Genomic DNA, 17,041 nt, shown 5'->3' on the forward strand with positions numbered 1-17,041 from the left:
ATATGTAAGCTACACAGGGAGTGGAAGAACGATGCTGTCGGTTAGCGGCACCGCTATGTCGGTGAGTGACATGGAGGAATTCCTCGCCCGGGAATACCCTCAGTCGTTCGGTCCCGGCCGCCACCACCGCATTGAAGCCATTGCGCCCGGCGCAGCCACCGTCCGGCTGGAGGCGAGCAAGGAGCATCTGCGTCCCGGCGGCACCGTGTCCGGTCCCGCCCTCATGGCGCTCGCCGACATCACCATGTACGTGGCGCTGCTTGCCGAACTCGGCCCCATCACGCTCGCCGTCACTACCAATTTGAACATCAATTTCCTGCGCAAGCCCGAGCCAGGTGCGGTGATCGCGGACGCGCATCTCATCAAGGTGGGCAAGCGGCTCGCCGTCGGCGAGATCGGCCTGCGCACCTCCAAGAGCCATGAGCTCGTCGCCCACTGCGTGGCGACCTATTCCATCCCCGCCCACTCCTGACCTCGATCAAGGTGCCTGACGTCGCGTTTGTCCATCCTCGGGTGCAACCCGGAGGAGAACAAAAGCGATGGCGTCCAAGTCCATCCTGATCATTCAGGGGCATCCCGACCGCGCCGGCGGGCATCTGTGCCACGGGCTCGCCGATGCCTATGCGGCGGGCGCGACCCTGGCCGGGCATCGGGTGATGCGCGTGGACGTGGCCCGGCTGGAGTTCCCGGTGCTGCGCTCGCAGGCTGCCTTCGAGATGGATGCGCTTCCCGAGAGCCTGAATGCCGCGCGGGATGCGCTGATTGCGGCCGATCACGTCGTCATGCTCTTTCCACTCTGGCTTGGCACCGTGCCGGCGCTTCTGAAGGCGTTCCTGGAGCAGTTGCTGCGTCCCGGCCTTGCCTTCCTGCCCGGCGATCATTCCTTCCCGAGTGCGCTCCTCACCGGACGGTCGGCACGCCTCGTCGTCACCATGGGAACCCCCGCTTTCGTCTACCGCTGGTTCTTCGCCGCCCATGGAGCCAAGAGCGTCGATCAGGGCATCCTGTCCTTCTGCGGTATGAGTCCCGTGCGGCACACCTATTTCGGCCGGGTGGACCAGGCCACGCCCGCGGAGCGGCAGGGCTGGCTGCTGAAGATGCGACAGCTCGGTGAACGGGCGATGTGAGCGGCAAAGGCCCGGAAAAACAGGCCTTATCCGGTGGTGTTATGGCACCATTTTTATAAGCCATTGAAATACATAGTATATTATGCGCATGTGTCCGTTGACCGTTGCGCGGGCCTCCGTTAGAAGCCCCATACCGTCGGATCGCGCGGCAGATGCCTGCGCAACCCGGCCTCCTCATTTGGAAACGCATCCATGAAGACGTATTCGGCCAAGCCTGCCGATATCGAAAAGAAGTGGGTGGTGATCGACGCGACCGGCCTCGTTGTGGGCCGCCTCGCCACCGTCATCGCCATGCGCCTGCGCGGCAAGCACCGCGCCACCTTCACCCCCCACGTGGACACCGGCGACAACGTCGTGGTGATCAATGCGGAGAAGGTGGTGCTCACCGGCCGCAAGCGTGACCAGAAGGTCTATTACCACCACACCGGTTTCCCGGGTGGCATCAAGGAGCGGACTGCCAAGTTCATCCTCGACGGCCGTTTCCCGGAGCGCGTGATCGAGAAGGCCGTGGAGCGCATGCTCGCCCGTGGTCCGCTCGGCCGCAAGGTTCTCGGCAACCTGCGCGTCTACAAGGGCCCGACCCATCCGCATGAGGCCCAGCAGCCCACCGTCCTCGACGTGGCCGCCCTCAACAGCAAGAACGTGAGGATCTGACCATGGCCGAGGTTCTTTCGTCCCTCGACGCTCTTTCCGTCGCCAACGAGGCGCCGGTCCACGTCCAGAAGCTGGACAAGTTCGGCCGCGCCTATGCCACCGGCAAGCGTAAGGACGCGGTTGCCCGCGTGTGGGTCCGTCCCGGCACCGGCAAGATCATCGTGAACGACCGTCCGGTCGAGGTGTACTTCGCCCGCCCCGTGCTGCGCCTCATCATCAACCAGCCCTTCGCGGCTGCGGCCCGCGAGGGCGCCTATGATGTGGTGTGCACCGTCTCCGGCGGCGGCCTCTCCGGCCAGGCCGGCGCGCTGCGTCACGGCATCTCCCGCGCGCTCACCTTCTACGAGCCCGAGCTGCGTGGCCCGCTGAAGAAGGGCGGCTTCCTGACCCGCGACAGCCGCGTGGTCGAGCGCAAGAAGTACGGTCGCGCCAAGGCCCGCCGCAGCTTCCAGTTCTCGAAGCGCTGATCGGTCCAAGAGCTTTACGGCTTTGCGAAGCGGCGGGGGTCTCCCCGCCGCTTTTTTGTTGTTGGCACGCAATCGCAATGCGGTAGCGCCGCACTTCCCGCCGTGCTCTCCTGCGCCACCATCGGGCTGGAGAGGATCAAGAGGGATGCGGGCCTTGATATCGGCCGCCGTCGGCGCGGCGATCACATGCGGCGCCACGTTCGGCTTCGTCGCGGAGGCCGCGGCAACGCCGGCGCGCCTCATCATCCTGCGTCACGGCGAGAAGTCCGACCCGTACCGGCTCTGCGAGATCGGCCGCCGCCGCGCACGGGCGCTGGTCGAGCAGTATCTGGGGCGTGACGCACAGCAAAGCTTCTTTGCCCCCGGCACGGCGCCGGAAGCCATCTTCACCATCTCCATCCATACGGTGGAGACGGCCTCGCCCCTCGCCAACTCCTGGGATCTGCCGCAGGCCTTCTATTCGGTGCTGCCGGTCGGCAAGGCGCCGAAGCTGTTCGACAGTGATCTCGCCAAGCGCACCAAGCAAGCGGCCGAGAACCTGCTGAACAATCCGCGTTTCGACGGAAAGACCGTGGTGGTGGTCTGGGAGCACAACCACATCGCCGATGCCTCGCTGCCGCCCGGGCGGCGCGCGCTCACCCTGCGCCAGGCGCTCAATCTCGACCAGCTTCCCGGGGTCCCGGAGACCTGGCCGGACAACACCTACGACTATTTCTGGATCGTCGATTACAAGCCGGGCAATCCCGTGCCGGTCTCGTTCCGGATGGAAAAGCAGGTCTTCACCGGCAAATATGCCGACCTGCCGCACAATGACTGGGGCCAGCCGGAAGGGCTGGACGTGCGCGAGACCGATTGCGAGCCGTGAGACCGAAAAGCAGAAGGCCGGCGAATATGCCGGCCTTCGCAATCTGACAGATGCCGCTCAGAAGCTCGGCGTATCGCCGGGGAGCGGGCTCCAGCCGCCGCCGCTGGTCGGATCGCCGGGCGGCGAGGCTCCGTCGAAACCGCCGAGATCGGCCGGGAACACGTAGTCCTCGTTGCGGTCATCGCCGATCGGCACGTCCGGCTTGATGGCGGGGCCGGGGCCGGGATCGAGGTAGCTGCCCTGCGGAATCACCGGCAGCTGAACCACATCCGGCTTGCGGGGATGGATCTCGATATGGGGCACGGAGCCGCTGCTGCTCTGGGCGCGCGCCGCATCGGCCGGCAGCAGCACGACGGCACCGAGCGCGCACAGCAGCGCGCCGCCCGCGGCACCCGCACCCGTGAAAGACCAAACCTTCGACATCCGAACCCCCGGAATGTGCCACCCATAGTCGCTTAGGTCAGCCGGTGCCGGGACGCAAGCGAGCGATCGGATCGTGGTTGAGAGCGGCAGTGGACAGGGGCGGTCCCCAGGCTCCGCGCGTCAGGCGCCGGCAGGGTTCCGCCGACGCCGTGGTGGCGGGGTCACGGTCGCCGGAAAAGCACCGGGCGACCGCGGCTCGTGCCTCACTTGAACCCGATGACGCCGTGAGGAACGTAGGGCTCTTCCAGCGCCGCGATCTCGGCCGGCTCCAGCTTCAGCGACAAGGCACCGATGGCATCGTCGAGATGGGCCGGCTTGGTGGCGCCGATGATGGGCGCGGTGATGACCGACTTCTGGAGCACCCAGGCCAGCGCCACCTGCGCCGCAGGCACGCCCCGCGCCGTCGCCACCTCGCGTACCCGGTCCACCACCTTGCGGTCGGCGTCGGCGGTGCGGGTCCAGAGCGTCTTGCCGAATTCGTCGGTTTCGGAACGGGCGCTGGTTTCGTCCCACGGGCGGGTGAGGCGGCCACGGGCGAGCGGGCTCCAGGGGATGACGCCGACGCCCTGATCGGCACAGAGCGGCAGCATGTCCCGTTCCTCCTCGCGATAGAGCAGGTTCACGAGGTTCTGCATGCTCACGAAGCGGGTCCAGCCGTGCTTTTCCTGCAGGAACAGGGCCTTGGCGAACTGCCACGCATGCATGGAGGAGGCGCCGATGTAGCGCGCCTTGCCGGAACGGACGACGGTGTCCAGCGCCTCAAGCGTCTCCTCGATGGGCGTGTCATAGTCCCAGCGGTGGATCTGGTAGAGGTCCACGTAATCGGTGCCGAGGCGGCGCAGGCTATTGTCGATCTCCGCCAGGATCGCCTTGCGGCCGAGACCGGCGCCATTGGGGCCGGGGCGCATGCGGTTGAACACCTTGGTGGCGATCACCACCTCCTCGCGCTTGGCAAAATCGCGCAGCGCCCGTCCCAGGAACTCCTCGCTGGTGCCGTCGGAATAGACGTTGGCGGTGTCGAAGAAATTGATCCCCGCTTCCAGTGCCTTGCGGATGAAGGGACGGCTTTCCTCCTCCGGAAGCGACCAGGGGTGCGTGCCCCGGTTCGGTGCCCCATAGCTCATGCAGCCGAGGCAAAGGCGCGAGACTTCAAGGCCGGTACGGCCGAGCTTCACATAATCCATGTGGGATGGCCTCTTTCATGCGCGGCGGACGCCGCAAGGCAGGACGGGACCATACGCGCGGCTGGGGGAAAGCCGAGCATTTTTCTTTACGGGCGCGAATGGGCTTGTGCGGTCGTACCGCCTGAAAGGCAGAGGCGTGCGTGCGGCCGCCGACCTCGGCACCAAGATGAAGGCCTATTGCGCCGCCAATCCGAAGGCAAACGCGATGGAAGCGGCTGAAAAGGCCATGGGGGGCTGATCCTCCATCCGTGGGGTTTGGACGGAGCCGCTTGCGGTTCTGTCCGGGCCGCACGGGCGAGGCCGGCTCAAGAGGCCAGACGATAGCGGCCGCTACCTGTTGAACGGCGGCGTGTAGGGGGCGAAAGGTTTGCCCGGTTCCATGGGCGCATTGGGCTGGAGAACGCAGTACAGGCGCTTGTTGTAGACGACCGCGAGCGGGAGGCAGATCTCCGCGACGCTCTTTGCGCCGTCCGAGCAGGACTTCCACGCCATCTGCATCTCGCGGGCGCTGCACTTTTCTCCCGTGCATTCGTAACGGGAGATGGTGCCAGCCTTGGCGTAGAAGACGGTGGGCCTGCTGTAGGCGGCCGGATCGCCCAGCTCCTTTTCAAGCGCACGATAGGCGGCATCCGCATTGGCCTGCGTGCCCTGGCCGAAGACGGTTCCGAACCCCTCGCTCTGGAAGTCGAAGTCCCCGCCCTTGACCACGCAGGTCACGGCTTGCGCGGGCGAAATGGCGACAGCGAACGCGAGGCATACGCCGAGCAGGCTGAACGGCCCGCTGTTCTTGGCTGTCCTACGCCACGTCCCGAAACGCATCACCGATCATCCTTCCTCCAACGCACACACCGCGGAGCGAGGGGCAAGCGCTGCCCCCATGATTCTGGGAGCAGCGCTTCCGCCCGGACAACGGGCACCTTGACCCTGCTGCCGCCGTGCCCTACCACGCTCGCTCAAGTGAGCCCGTAGCTCAGCCGGTAGAGCACGTGACTTTTAATCATGGGGTCTCGGGTTCGAATCCCGACGGGCTCACCATCTCTCCCAGACAGTCGACGCGGCGCCCTAGCTTCAGCGATTCTGCGGCGGCGTCTGCAGATCGTTCGGCCCCTTGGGCCGCTCGGCCGGATCTGCGTGGCCCGCCTGCTGATCCTCCAGCGTCTCGGCGTGGTAGATGTTCCGCCCGACAAAGATCGCGACCATCATGAAGGCGACGGTCGCGACGATGAAAGCGGCGGCCTTGCCGGCGCCGCGGGGCGGGGAAGGGCGATCTGCGGACATGTTGGTGTCTCTCCGTATCACGTGGGTTCCCTGGTGGAACGTGAAGGGAGGGCAAGCCGTTCCCGCTGCGCTTCCGCATCGCAGCATCGGCGCTTGACCCCATACCGGCCCGGTTCCACGATCCGGCTTCGACAGGAGCCCAAGATGCCCGTTCTGAATCGCGTTGCCGAAACCGCCGCCGAAATCGCCGCGTGGCGCCGTGAACTGCACGAATACCCCGAATTGATGTTCGATCTGCCCCGCACCTCCGCCTTCGTGGCGGAGAAGCTGAGGGGGTTCGGCTGCGACGAGGTGGTGACGGGCATCGGGCGCAGCGGCGTGGTGGCGGTCATCCACGGCCGCGAGCGCGGAGCGGGGCGCGTCATCGGATTGCGCGCCGACATGGACGCGCTTCCGGTGGAAGAAGAGACCGGCGCGGCCCATGCCTCGAAGGTGCCGGGCAAGATGCACGCCTGCGGCCATGACGGCCACACCGCCATGCTGCTGGGCGCGGCCCGGCATCTTGCCGAGACGCGGGCCTTCGCGGGCACGGCGGTGCTCATCTTCCAGCCCGCCGAGGAAGGCGAGGGCGGCGCCCGCGTGATGATCGAGGACGGACTGCTGGAGTGCTTCCGCCCCGAGGAAATCTACGGCATGCACAATATGCCGGGCATTCCGGTCGGCCATTTCGCCATGCGGCCGGGCGCCATCATGGCCTCCACCGACCGGCTCGAGATCACGGTGGACGGTACCGGTGCCCATGCGGCGGCACCTCACCGGGGCGTCGATCCGGTGCTGGTGGGCTCGGCCATCGTCATGGGGCTCCAGCAGGCGGTCGCGCGCAATGTGGACCCGCTCGAGGCGGCGGTCGTGTCCATCACCATGTTCCATGCCGGCGCGGTGGAGAACGTGATTCCGCCCAAGGCGGAACTCACGGGCACCGTGCGCACCCTGAAGGCGCAGGTACGCGATCAACTGCGCCAGCGGCTGCGGGAGATCGTCTCCAAGATCGCGGAGGCCTACGGCGCCCGTGCGGAGCTGCGCTGGATCGACGGCTATCCGCCGACCGTCAACCATCCCGGGCAGGCCGATTTCGCCGCGCGGGTGGCCCGCGACGTAGCCGGGGCGGACAAGGTGGATGCGGACACGACGCCCATCATGGCGGCCGAGGACTTCTCCTTCATGCTGGAGGCCCGGCCGGGGGCGTTCATCTTCGTGGGCAACGGCGACAGCGCGGGCCTGCACAACCCGCGCTATGATTTCGATGATGCCGCCATTCCCTACGGTACGTCCTTCTGGGTGCGCCTCGTGGAGAGCGCCCTGCCGCTGTAAGCGGGCGCTTCAGGCGCCCGTCTTACGGGCCGGTCTTGGGCGCAGAAGTCTTGGGCGCGCAGGTCTTGCGCAGGCGGAAGGTGATGACGCCGTCCGTCACTTCGCGTCCCTCGAAGACATTGCCCGTCTCCGCCGCCAGATGCGGAATGTCGATGACCGACATGGGATCGGTGCAGGAGACCACAAGCCTCGTGCCGCAGGCGGCTTCCGCCAGCGCCTTGCGCGTGCGCAGGGCAGGCATGGGGCACTTCAGGCCCTTGAGATCGAGATAGAGCTCGCCGGTCACCGGATCGGCGGCCGGGGTGCGCCGGCCGAAACCGGGCGCGCGATCCTTGTTCGGGCTGTCCACCATGCGAAGCGCGCTCCTCATGCGGTCTGGTCCTTGAGGCGGGCGAGGCTTTCCTCGCGGCCGAGAACGGCGAAGACGTCGAAGACGGGCGGAGAGGTGGTGCGGCCGGTGAGGGCGGCGCGCAGCGGCTGCGCCACGGCACCGAGCTTCACGCCTGCCTGCTCCGCATAGGCCCGCACCACGGTCTCGGTGCCGGCGGCGGACCAGTCGGCCGCCTCAAGTTGCGGGATCATGGCGGCGATATGGGCGCGCGCCTCCGCCGTGAGCACGGCTTGCGCCTTCTCCTCCAGCAGCAGCGGCCGGGTGGCGAAGATGAACTCGGCACCGTCCAGCAGCTCGGTCAGCGTCTTGGCGCGCTCCTTGAGCCCCGGAAGGGCCGCGCGCAGCTGTTCCATGCGCGCGTCCGTCAGCCGGGCGAGGCGGTGCTCGGCGTCAGGCAGGTGCGGAATCAGGCCCATCACCGCGTCGAACAGCTCTGCGTTGGAGCTGGCGCGCATGTAATGGCCGTTGATATTCTCAAGCTTCTGGAAGTCGAAGCGGGCGGCGGAGCGGCCGACGCGATCCAGATCGAAATGCTCGACCATCTCCTCCGTGGAGAAGATTTCCTGATCGCCATGGCTCCAGCCGAGGCGGACCAGATAGTTGCGCAGGGCAGCGGGCAGATAGCCCATGTCGCGATAGGCATCGACGCCCAGCGCGCCGTGGCGCTTGGAGAGCTTGGCGCCGTCCGGCCCATGGATGAGCGGAATGTGCGCCATGCGCGGCACGTCCCAGCCGAGCGCATTGTAGATCTGCGTCTGGCGGGCGGCGTTGGTGAGATGGTCGTCGCCGCGGATGATGTTGGTGACGCCCATGTCATGGTCGTCCACCACCACCGCCAGCATATAAGTGGGCGTGCCGTCCGAGCGCAGCAGGACGAGATCGTCGAGATCCTTGTTCGGGAAGGTGACGGTGCCCTGCACCTGATCCTCGATCACCGTGACGCCCTCCTGCGGGGCGCGCAGGCGGATGACCGGCTTGCGGTCGGTGGGGCGCTCCGAGGCCGGGCGGTCGCGCCAGCGGCCGTCATAGCGCGGTGGGCGGCCCTCCTTGCGGGCGAGCTCGCGCATCTCGTCGAGCTCCTCGGGCGTCGCATAGCAGGGATAGGCATTGCCGCGGGACAGCATCTCCTCCACCGCCTGCCGGTGCCGCTCGGCACGGGCGAACTGGTAGATGACGTCCCCGTCCCAATCGATGCCGAGCCAGGTCAGGCCCTCCAGAATGGCGTCGATGGCCTCCTTGGTGGAGCGCTGGCGGTCGGTGTCCTCGATCCGCAGCAGCATCTTGCCGCCCTTGGCCTTGGCATAGAGCCAGTTGAACAGCGCCGTGCGGGCGCCGCCAATATGCAGAAAGCCCGTGGGGGAGGGAGCAAAGCGGGTGACGATCTGCGACATCTCGTAAAGGCCGGACGTGGGAGGAAAGCGGGTGGGCAAGACGCCCCTGTGAGGCCTGCCAGCAGGCCGACGCGCACGAAGCCGTGGCGCATGCGAGGCGCCCGTGTAGCATAGGCGCGGGAGCGAAGGAACACGGCCGATGGGGGACGGTCGGGCAGGGGCGCGGGGCCGCCCCGCCGAAGCACGCGCGGGCGTGCTCGGCGGCGCGGTCGCGCGCCCGGTCTTCATCCCCGCCCCCGTGTGGCCAGGTGCCCTCCTCGGCCGCCTGCGCGACCGCCTGTGGGCCGACATCCGTGCCGAGGCGGCTTCCGGCCGGCTGGTCCTCTGGCTGCCGGTTGGCTTCGGCTGCGGCATCCTTCTCTATTTCGGCGCGGCGGAGGAGCCGTCGCTGGCGGCTGTCCTCGGTCTTGCCAGCGGCCTCGCAGTCGCAAGCGTTTGTGCGCGGGCGCGGCCCGTGGCCTTCGCGCTGCTGCTGTGGCTAACCGCGGTCGGATGCGGTTTCGCCCTCGCCACCGCCCACACCGCATGGATCGCGCACCCGGTGCTCCTGCCGCCGCAGACACCGGTGCGCCTCTCCGGTTTCGTGGAGCAGGTGGAGCGCCGGGCGAAGGCGGATCGCATTCTGCTGCGGGTGACGACAGCCGAGGGCAAGGGGCTTGCGGTGAAGCCGCAGCTCGTGCGGCTCTCGGTGGCGCGGGGCAGCGCACCGGCGGCCGGCACGCCGGTCTCCGTTCTGGCCCGCCTGCTGCCGCCCATGGAGGCGGCGCTCCCGGGAGGATATGACTTCGGCCGCAATATCTGGTTCCGCGGCATTGATGCGGTGGGATTCGGGCTCGGTCGCCCGCGGATCATCGCGCTCGCCGAGCCAGCTCCCTTCAGCGTACGCGTGGGGCGCCTCGTGGACGAGGTGCGTCAGGCGGTCGGCGCGCGCATCCGCGCCGTGCTCAGCGGCACCGCCGCCGACATCGCCGTGGCGCTGGTCGTGGGTGACCGTGCTTCCATCTCTCCGCAGGTGGAAGAGAGCATGCGGGTCTCCGGCCTCACCCATGTGCTCTCCATCTCCGGCCTGCACATGGCCATGGTGGCGGGAACCCTCTTCTTTCTCGTGCGCGGCGGCCTTGCGGCCTTCCCCCCGCTGGCGCTGGGCTTTCCCATCAAGTCACTGGCGGCTGCGACCGCGCTCGCGGGAAGCGGTGTCTATCTCCTGCTCTCCGGGAATGACTGGCCGGCCCAGCGCTCCTTCTGGATGCTCGCCATCGTGCTGGTGGGCGTGATCGCGGGGCGAGCGGCGCTCACCTTGCGCACGGTGGCGGTAGCGGCGGTCCTGGTGCTGGCGCTCGGCCCCGAATCCTTGCTGGAGCCCGGCACGCAGATGTCTTTCGCCGCGACGCTGGCGCTGGTGGCGGCCTACGAGCAATGGACCGGCCTGCGCACCCGGCCGGCGGCCGGCCCGCTCGTGCTGCGGGCGCTGGCGCGCATGGGCCTGTTCGTGGCCGCCCTCTCCATGACCTCCGTGGTCGCCGGGGCGGCGACGGCGCCCTATGCGGCGCTGCATTTCCAGCGCCTCGGCATCATGGGCCTCCTCTCCAACCTCGCGGCCATGCCGGCGGTGGAGTTCCTCGTCATGCCCTTCGGCCTGCTCGGGGTCCTTCTCCTGCCGTTCGGCTGGGATTTCATCGCCTGGCCGGTGATGGGTCTCGGCATCGACATCATGGTGAAGGTGTCGGACGTGGTTGCGGCCCTGCCCGGTGCCGACATGCGCACCGATTGGGTGGGGGCGGGCACTGCCGCCTTTGCGACACTCGCTTTGCTGGCTCTCTGCCTGCTGCGGGGGCTTCTGCGCCTTGCCGCCGTGCCCTGCGTCGTCGCGGCGCTCCTGCTCCTGGGCGCGCCACCCCGGCCGGACGTGCTGATTGCCGCCAACGGCCAGACCGTTGCCGTGCGCGGGGGCGATGGGCGCCTGAGCATCGCGGGCGCGCGCAGTTCGCGGCTGGTGGCGGAGCAGTGGCTCAGCAAGGAAGCCGATCCGCGCACGGCGGAGGTGCCCGATCTGGCGCAGGGTTTTGCCTGCGATGCGCGCCGCTGTATGGCGCCGCTCCCGGACGGCACGAAGATCGTATTGGTTCGCAAGGCCGAGGCTCTTCCGGCCGCGTGCGGGGAAGCGAGCCTCGTGGTGACGGCGGAGGTCGCTTCGACCGAGAACATTTCGGCCTGCGCCGCCCGCCTGTTCACGCCGCAGGACATGAGCCGGACCGGGACGCTGGCGCTCTTTCATCGACCCAGGCAGGCGGCAGGGGAGCCGGGCACCCCGCATCGGGTTGCGGGTGTGCCCCAGCCGGCGAAGGGAGATGCCGCACCAGCGGCCGTGGAGCTGCCACAGGCTGCATCCGGCAACAGCGTGCAGGCGACAGCCGCGCCCGAGCTCCGTCCTGAAACGCCGTCCGAAACAGACGCTTCGTCTTCAGAGGTGAGACCCGCATCGGCGCAAGCCGAACCGGATGGTCCGCCGCCGGCCACGCGTCCGCGCCGCATGGCGGCCGATCACCGGGCCTCGCTCTGGCGCGATCAGCAGGCCCGCTGGGCCAAGGCGCGGGAGATAAGGGCGGCAAGGAACGGAGGCACCCGATCCGGGATGCGCCCGATGTCCTCAGCGCCGCCGATACCGCCGGTGGCAGATGCCGGGGCTCTCAGGCCCGCAAATGTGGAGGAGGAGCCAACCGTGGGTAGGCAGACATCCATCGCGCCGTCAGCTCATCCGCACAGGCCCACGGACACAGCCCCTCGACAATCGGCGCGGAGCGCCATGACCCAAGCGCCTTCTCAGGCGCAAATCCGCCGGACCTTCGCTGTGCACTGGCGAACGGTTCCGACGCGCCCTGCCGGCGTTCAGCGGCCCTGGATGCCAATGCTCCCGGATCTGCCGATGCCCGTCGTCGATACGGAGACAGCCGGTCGCCGAAGCGAGGACGATGCGCAGGAGGAACCCTGATGGTCCGCCCGTCGGACCGCTGCATCTCACTGTCCCAAAACAATCCGGCTCTCGGAAACCGCGCTTCCGAACGCGCCCTCAGTAGCGGCGGATGAGCCCCACGAGCCGCCCCTGGATGCGCACGCGGTCGGGGCCGAAGATGCGCGTCTCATAGGCGGGATTGGCCGCCTCAAGGGCGATGGAGGCGCCCTTGCGGCGCAGGCGTTTGAGGGTGGCTTCCTCGTCATCCACCAGCGCCACGATGATGTCGCCGGTGTCGGCCGTGTCGCACTTGCGGATGAGCACCGTGTCGCCGTCGAGAATGCCGGCCTCGATCATGCTGTCGCCACGCACCTCAAGGGCGAAATGCTCGCCCGTGCCGAGCATTTCGGGAGGCAGGTTGAGCGTGTTGCTGCGAGTCTGGATGGCCGAGATGGGCGAGCCGGCCGCGATGCGGCCCATCACCGGCACGGCCACCACCGCGGCCGGTTCCTCGTCATCCACCACCGGGCGCACGCGCCCGAGACTGCCTTCGATGACGCTCGGCGAGAAGCCGCGCCCGCCGCTGCGGGCGGCCGCGAGACCCGGCGCCGCGCTATCTGGCAGGCGCACCACTTCCAGCGCCCGCGCGCGGTTCGGCAGGCGGCGGATGAAGCCGCGTTCCTCAAGGGCCGTGATGAGGCGATGGATGCCGGATTTGGAGCGCAGATCCAATGCCTCCTTCATCTCGTCGAAGGAGGGAGGCACGCCCGTTTCCTTCAGGCGCTCATGGATGAAGCGCAGAAGATCATACTGCTTGCGGGTGAGCATCGTGTGGTTCCGCCCCTTGCGACCAGGCCCATCGGACCGGGAGACGATCCGCTCCGCGCCCTGCGAAACAAATCAGGAACATCATGTACCTGTTTCTTGTTTGTTCCACAAGCCTCAACATCGGGTAAACGCCGGTCTCAGGCGTTGAGCGGGATGATCTCGCACGGGTCGCCCACCTTCGCCTCGGGCGCATGAGCGGGGCGAATCAGCAGGCAGTCGGCGCTGGCGAGAGCCGAAAGCATGCTGCTGTCCTGATTGGTCAGAGGATGGGCAATGGCTTTCCCGTCCTCGAAAGACAGCCGGGCCCGCACGAAATCCATGCGCGTGTCATTGGCCGGCATGGCGGTGCCGAGCCGCGCCGGGCGCGTCGCCATGAGCGGGGCGTCCTCGCCCTGAAGGCGGCTCAGGATGGGCAGGAGGAAGAGCACGGCGCACACATAGGCCGAGACCGGATTGCCCGGCAGGCCGAGGGCCCGCATGTTGCCGCCCGCGCCGAACATCAGCGGCTTGCCGGGGCGCAAGGCGATCTTGTGCACGGCGAGCGCGATGCCCTCGGCCTTCAGCGCCGGGGCCATCAGATCATGCTCGCCCACGGAAGCGCCGCCAGAGGAGACGAGCACGTCGATGCCGAGGTCACGGGCGCGGCTTATGGCGGCGCGGGTCTCGTCCATGCCGTCGCGCACGAGGCCGAGGTCGATCACCTCCGCGCCCGCTTCGCGCGCCAGCGCCGCAAGGCCATAGACGTTGGAGACCACCACTTCCGAGAGGAGGCCCGTGGCCTGTCCCGGATAGACCAACTCATCGCCCGTCTGGATGATTCCCACCCGCGGCCGGCGCACCACCGGTAGGGACGCGTGATCGGCGGCGGCAGCGAGCATCACGTCGCGGGCATTCAGCCGCCGGCCGGCCGGCAAGAGAGCGGTGCCGGCGGCGAAGTCAAAGCCGGCCTTGCGCACATTGCGGCCCTTGGCGAGCGGCACGGTGATGGTGACGCTGTCACCCTCCCGCGTGGTGTTCTCCTGGATGACCACGGTGTCTGCGCCGGGCGGCACGACGCCGCCGGTGAAGATACGCGTGGCTTCTCCCGGCCGCACGGCGCCGTCGAAGGCGCGGCCAGCGGCCGATTCGCCCACCACCTTCAGGGTCAGCGGGATGTCCAGCGTGTCGGGATAGGCGAAGGCATAGCCGTCCATGGCCGACATGTCGGCACCCGGCTGGCTGCGGCGGGCGGCGAGCGGGGCCGCGAGCACGCGGCCCACGGCTTCGGCCACCGGCACCATCTCGGTTGCCAGAACATCGAGATCGCGCGTGATGAGCGCGAGGGCGTCGGCCACCGGCATGAGCGGGGCCTTCTTGGGCGTGCCGGTCATGTTCACGCCGCGCGCCAGTCGCCCGAGCGGCCGCCGGATTTTTCAAGCAGGCGGATGTTCTCGATGCGCATGCCGCGATCGGCGGCCTTGGCCATGTCATAGATGGTGAGGCAGGCGACGGAGACGGCCGTCAGCGCCTCCATCTCGACGCCGGTCTGGCCGGCGGTCTTCACTCGCGCCACCACATGAAGACCGGGCAGGGCTTCGTCTGGGGTCACTTCCACTTCCACCTTGCTCAGCATGAGGGGATGGCAGAGGGGGATGAGCTCATGGGTGCGCTTGGAAGCCATGATGCCGGCGATGCGGGCGACGCCGAGCACGTCGCCCTTCTTGGCATTGCCGGACTGGATGAGCGCGAGGGTCTCGGGGGCCATCACCACCTGTCCTTCCGCCAGCGCCTCGCGCGTGGTGGAAGGCTTGTCGGACACGTCCACCATGCGCGCGGCGCCGGTGGAATCGAGGTGGGTGAGGCGCGTCATCAGCGGACCCTGGTCCAGGTCTGGGTCTGGCACAAGGGCACGACGATGCAGCCGCGCACCTTGAGCGTGTTGTCACCATCCAGCGTCAGCGAGGCGCTGTAGGTCTTGCCGTCATCGGCATTGTAAATCTGCCCGCCTGTCCATTCCGTGGGGCCGCCGGAGAAGCCGCCGAGAATCTGCAGGCCCTTCAGCACGCGGTCGCGCTTGGCGGCATCCGAATTCTTCGTGTCCTTGAGGTTCGGATCGGCCTTGATGCCCTCGGAGGTCACGATGCGGCCGCACACGGAGGCGCCGCACTTGCTGATCTCCACCTGTCCGCCATGCACCGGTGTCGCCCACAGGCCTGTCACGTCCGCGGCCGCGGCCGGCAGCGTCAGTCCCGCAAGGCCCAGAATGGCGCCAGCGGCCAGAATTCCCATCGTCTTCATGCGCATCTCCCAGGGGCCGCATCTTGCGGCGGCCTCGGGGCCAGTATGCCCCCGGCCGTTCCGCGCCGGAAGTCAGCCGTTCAGCAGCGTGCGGGTGGCGGAGGTGACATCCTCCTGCCGCATCAGGCTTTCGCCCACGAGAATGCTGGCGATGCCCACCTGCCGGAGCAGCTTCACGTCCGCATGCGTGAAGATGCCGCTCTCGCCGATGACGATGCGGTCCTTCGGCACGCGCGGGGCGAGGCGGCCGGAGGTGGCGAGCGTCGTCTCGAAGGTGCGCAGGTTGCGGTTGTTAATGCCGATGAGCTTTGAGGGCAGAGCCAGCGCCCGGTCGAGCTCGGCTTCGTCATGCACCTCGATGATCGAATCCATGCCGAAATCGGTCGCCGCCTCCACAAGGTCGCGGGCGAGCGCGTCATCCACGGCGGCCATGATGACGAGGATGCAGTCGGCGCCCCACGCGCGGGCTTCCGCCACCTGATAGGTGTCGAACAGGAAGTCCTTGCGCAGCACCGGCAGGCTTACCTGCGCGCGGGCGGCGATGAGATATTCCGGCGCGCCCTGGAAAGAAGGGCCGTCGGTCAGGATGGAGAGGCAGGCCGCGCCCCCGTCCTCATAGGCGCGGGCCAGCACCGGCGGATCGAAATCCGGACGGATGAGGCCCTTGGAAGGGCTTGCCTTCTTGATCTCGGCGATCAGAGCCGTCTGGCCGGCGGCGATCTTCGCCTCCAGCGCCTTGGCGAAGGGGCGCACGGGATCAGCGGCGCGGGCGGCCGCCTCGGTCTCGGCCTGCGGACGCGCGGCGCGGGCGGCTTCGATCTCGGCGCGCTTGTAGGTCTCGATGCGGGAAAGAATGTCGCTCATGCGTCCACCTGCGGGGCGAGCGCCTGCGTGGCGCGGGCAAGTTGATCAAGCTTCGCCTTGGCGGCGCCGCTATCGATGCTGGCCTTGGCCATGTCCACTCCGTCGCGCAAGGAGGCGGCGCGGCCGGAAATGAGGAGGGCGGCGCCGGCATTCATGACGGCGACGTCGCGATAGGCGCCGGGGGCGCCCTCAAGCACGGCGCGCAATGCCGCTGCATTGTGCTCGGCATCCCCGCCGCGCAGCGCTTCCGGTGCGGCGCGGGTCAGGCCCACGTCCTCCGGGCTGATCTCGAACGTGTGCACGCGCCCGTCTTCGAGGCTTGCCACGTCCGTCGTGCCCGAAATGGTGATCTCGTCGAGGCCATCGGAGCCGTGCACCACCCAGGCGCGCTCGGAACCGAGGGCTTTGAGCACCTCGGCCAGCGGCGAAAGCCAGGCTTTGGCGAACACGCCCACCATCTGGCGCTTGACGCCGGCCGGATTGGAGAGCGGGCCGAGCAGGTTGAATATGGTGCGGGTGCCCAGCTCCACGCGCGTCGGGCCGACGTTCTTCATGGCCGGATGATGCGTCGGCGCGAACATGAAGCCGATGCCGGTCTCCGCAATGCAGCGCGAGATGGCGGCGGGCGCGAGGTCAATGCGCACGCCCAACGCTGCCAGCACATCCGCCGCGCCGGACTTGGAGGAAAGCGCGCGGTTGCCGTGCTTGGCCACCGGCACGCCGGCGCCCGCGACGATGAAGGAGGCGCAGGTGGAGATGTTGTAGGAGCCCGAAGCGTCGCCGCCCGTGCCCACCACGTCCACCGATCCGACGGGGGCGTCCACGGTCAGCATCTTGGCGCGCATGACGGAGACGGCGCCGACGATCTCGTCCACCGTCTCCCCGCGCACCCGCAGGCCCATGAGCAGCGCGCCCATCTGCGAGGGCGTCGTCTCGCCGGACATCATCTTGTCGAAGGCGTAGGCCGCCTCGTCGCGGTTGAGCGCCGTGCCCATGGCGACCTTGTTCAGGAGGGGGCGGAAGCGTTCCAT

The 17,041-nt window shown here is 68.2% G+C and carries 19 protein-coding genes and 1 tRNA gene; 8 read left to right on the forward strand and 12 right to left on the reverse strand.

Annotation, left to right across the window (positions count from 1 at the left end; all coding sequences use genetic code 11):
- The first annotated feature begins 31 nt into the window (after positions 1-31).
- From AZC_RS11330 to AZC_RS11350, 5 genes are all read left to right on the forward strand, one after another.
- The gene (locus AZC_RS11330) at positions 32-472 is read left to right on the forward strand and encodes a PaaI family thioesterase (RefSeq protein WP_043879244.1); all 441 of its coding nucleotides are present in this window, start codon (positions 32-34) and stop codon (positions 470-472) included.
- A 67-nt stretch (positions 473-539) separates the two neighbouring features.
- Complete coding sequence (locus AZC_RS11335; protein WP_012170716.1) at positions 540-1,127, forward strand: NAD(P)H-dependent oxidoreductase; 588 nt, start codon at positions 540-542, stop codon at positions 1,125-1,127.
- A 192-nt stretch (positions 1,128-1,319) separates the two neighbouring features.
- The gene (gene rplM / locus AZC_RS11340; protein WP_012170717.1) at positions 1,320-1,781 is read left to right on the forward strand and encodes a 50S ribosomal protein L13; all 462 of its coding nucleotides are present in this window, start codon (positions 1,320-1,322) and stop codon (positions 1,779-1,781) included.
- 2 nt (positions 1,782-1,783) lie between these two features.
- Positions 1,784-2,248 (forward strand): 30S ribosomal protein S9, encoded by a 465-nt coding sequence (gene rpsI / locus AZC_RS11345; RefSeq protein WP_012170718.1) that lies wholly within the window; start codon positions 1,784-1,786, stop codon positions 2,246-2,248.
- A gap of 145 nt (positions 2,249-2,393) precedes the next feature.
- Positions 2,394-3,113, forward strand: coding sequence for a histidine phosphatase family protein (locus AZC_RS11350; RefSeq protein ID WP_043879245.1), 720 nt, complete (start codon positions 2,394-2,396; stop codon positions 3,111-3,113).
- A gap of 57 nt (positions 3,114-3,170) precedes the next feature.
- On the opposite strand, the gene AZC_RS11355 is transcribed toward AZC_RS11350, so the two are convergent.
- From AZC_RS11355 to AZC_RS11365, 3 genes are all read right to left on the reverse strand, one after another.
- Entirely contained in the window at positions 3,171-3,536 is a 366-nt protein-coding gene (locus AZC_RS11355) for a hypothetical protein (RefSeq protein ID WP_012170720.1), read from the reverse strand.
- A gap of 203 nt (positions 3,537-3,739) precedes the next feature.
- Positions 3,740-4,720, reverse strand: a complete 981-nt coding sequence (locus AZC_RS11360) for an aldo/keto reductase (RefSeq protein WP_012170721.1) — start codon at positions 4,718-4,720, stop codon at positions 3,740-3,742.
- A gap of 330 nt (positions 4,721-5,050) precedes the next feature.
- Positions 5,051-5,539: a hypothetical protein gene (locus tag AZC_RS11365; RefSeq protein WP_043879246.1), complete on the reverse strand. Its 489-nt coding sequence runs from the start codon at positions 5,537-5,539 to the stop codon at positions 5,051-5,053.
- Positions 5,540-5,679: 140 nt separating this feature from the next.
- Here AZC_RS11365 and AZC_RS11370 point away from each other — a divergent pair.
- Positions 5,680-5,755: transfer RNA gene (locus tag AZC_RS11370), tRNA-Lys, on the forward strand.
- A 33-nt stretch (positions 5,756-5,788) separates the two neighbouring features.
- Here AZC_RS11370 and AZC_RS11375 read toward each other — a convergent pair.
- The gene (locus tag AZC_RS11375; RefSeq protein WP_043879247.1) at positions 5,789-5,998 is read right to left on the reverse strand and encodes a hypothetical protein; all 210 of its coding nucleotides are present in this window, start codon (positions 5,996-5,998) and stop codon (positions 5,789-5,791) included.
- Positions 5,999-6,142: 144 nt separating this feature from the next.
- Between AZC_RS11375 and AZC_RS11380 the strand changes: the two genes are divergently transcribed.
- A complete protein-coding gene (locus AZC_RS11380) occupies positions 6,143-7,309 on the forward strand; it encodes a M20 aminoacylase family protein (RefSeq protein ID WP_012170724.1) in 1,167 nt (388 codons plus the stop codon).
- 22 nt (positions 7,310-7,331) lie between these two features.
- On the opposite strand, the gene AZC_RS26365 is transcribed toward AZC_RS11380, so the two are convergent.
- On the reverse strand, positions 7,332-7,679 hold the full coding sequence (locus AZC_RS26365; RefSeq protein WP_012170725.1) for a sulfurtransferase TusA family protein: 348 nt from the start codon (positions 7,677-7,679) through the stop codon (positions 7,332-7,334).
- The gene (gene gltX / locus AZC_RS11390) at positions 7,676-9,091 is read right to left on the reverse strand and encodes a glutamate--tRNA ligase (protein ID WP_043879248.1); all 1,416 of its coding nucleotides are present in this window, start codon (positions 9,089-9,091) and stop codon (positions 7,676-7,678) included. The genes AZC_RS26365 and gltX overlap by 4 nt, the downstream gene beginning before the upstream one ends.
- Before the next feature lie 139 nt (positions 9,092-9,230).
- Here gltX and AZC_RS11395 point away from each other — a divergent pair, with 139 nt between their 5' ends.
- The gene (locus tag AZC_RS11395) at positions 9,231-12,080 is read left to right on the forward strand and encodes a ComEC/Rec2 family competence protein (protein ID WP_012170727.1); all 2,850 of its coding nucleotides are present in this window, start codon (positions 9,231-9,233) and stop codon (positions 12,078-12,080) included.
- Positions 12,081-12,158: 78 nt separating this feature from the next.
- On the opposite strand, the gene lexA is transcribed toward AZC_RS11395, so the two are convergent.
- The 6 genes from lexA to trpD all read right to left on the reverse strand — a co-directional run bounded on the left by lexA (position 12,159) and on the right by trpD (position 17,041).
- Positions 12,159-12,869, reverse strand: coding sequence for a transcriptional repressor LexA (lexA, locus tag AZC_RS11400; RefSeq protein WP_012170728.1), 711 nt, complete (start codon positions 12,867-12,869; stop codon positions 12,159-12,161).
- A 137-nt stretch (positions 12,870-13,006) separates the two neighbouring features.
- Positions 13,007-14,239 (reverse strand): molybdopterin molybdotransferase MoeA, encoded by a 1,233-nt coding sequence (glp, locus tag AZC_RS11405; protein ID WP_043879249.1) that lies wholly within the window; start codon positions 14,237-14,239, stop codon positions 13,007-13,009.
- A gap of 2 nt (positions 14,240-14,241) precedes the next feature.
- Positions 14,242-14,718 carry a cyclic pyranopterin monophosphate synthase MoaC gene (moaC, locus tag AZC_RS11410; RefSeq protein WP_012170730.1) on the reverse strand — a complete coding sequence of 159 codons (477 nt, stop codon included), beginning with the start codon at positions 14,716-14,718 and terminating at the stop codon, positions 14,242-14,244.
- The gene (locus AZC_RS11415; protein WP_043880241.1) at positions 14,718-15,146 is read right to left on the reverse strand and encodes a DUF2147 domain-containing protein; all 429 of its coding nucleotides are present in this window, start codon (positions 15,144-15,146) and stop codon (positions 14,718-14,720) included. The genes moaC and AZC_RS11415 overlap by 1 nt, the downstream gene beginning before the upstream one ends.
- 72 nt (positions 15,147-15,218) lie before the next feature.
- Complete coding sequence (trpC, locus tag AZC_RS11420) at positions 15,219-16,010, reverse strand: indole-3-glycerol phosphate synthase TrpC (RefSeq protein WP_012170732.1); 792 nt, start codon at positions 16,008-16,010, stop codon at positions 15,219-15,221.
- On the reverse strand, positions 16,007-17,041 hold the full coding sequence (gene trpD / locus AZC_RS11425) for an anthranilate phosphoribosyltransferase (RefSeq protein WP_012170733.1): 1,035 nt from the start codon (positions 17,039-17,041) through the stop codon (positions 16,007-16,009). Before trpD ends, trpC begins: the two co-directional genes overlap by 4 nt.

Origin of the sequence: Azorhizobium caulinodans ORS 571, from assembly GCF_000010525.1 — a bacterium.
Lineage (GTDB): Bacteria > Pseudomonadota > Alphaproteobacteria > Rhizobiales > Xanthobacteraceae > Azorhizobium > Azorhizobium caulinodans.